1 protein-coding gene is annotated in these 250 nt (G+C 61.6%); it reads left to right on the forward strand.

The window, feature by feature from the left end:
- The coding region (gene zipA, locus ACM615_RS24270; protein ID WP_431012690.1) for a cell division protein ZipA at positions 1 to 250 on the forward strand (250 nt) is incomplete at both ends.

Below are 250 nucleotides of genomic sequence, written 5' to 3' on the forward strand. Positions count from 1 at the left end.
CACGAAAGCATGGCCGGTAATGGCGAAGTGCTGTTCTCCATGGCCAACGCGGTCAAGCCGGGCACCTTCGACCTGGACGATATTGACCTGTTCAGCACGCCGGCCGTCAGCTTCTTCCTTGGCTTGCCAGGCCCGCGTCACCCGAAACAAGCGTTCGACGTGATGGTGGCGGCAGCGCGCAAGCTGTCCCAGGAACTGAATGGCGAATTGAAGGACGATCAGCGCAGCGTCCTCACCGCCCAGACCATCG

Origin of the sequence: Rahnella sp. PAMC25617 (assembly GCF_050606005.1) — a bacterium.
GTDB classification, from domain to species: Bacteria; Pseudomonadota; Gammaproteobacteria; order Enterobacterales; family Enterobacteriaceae; genus Rahnella; species Rahnella variigena.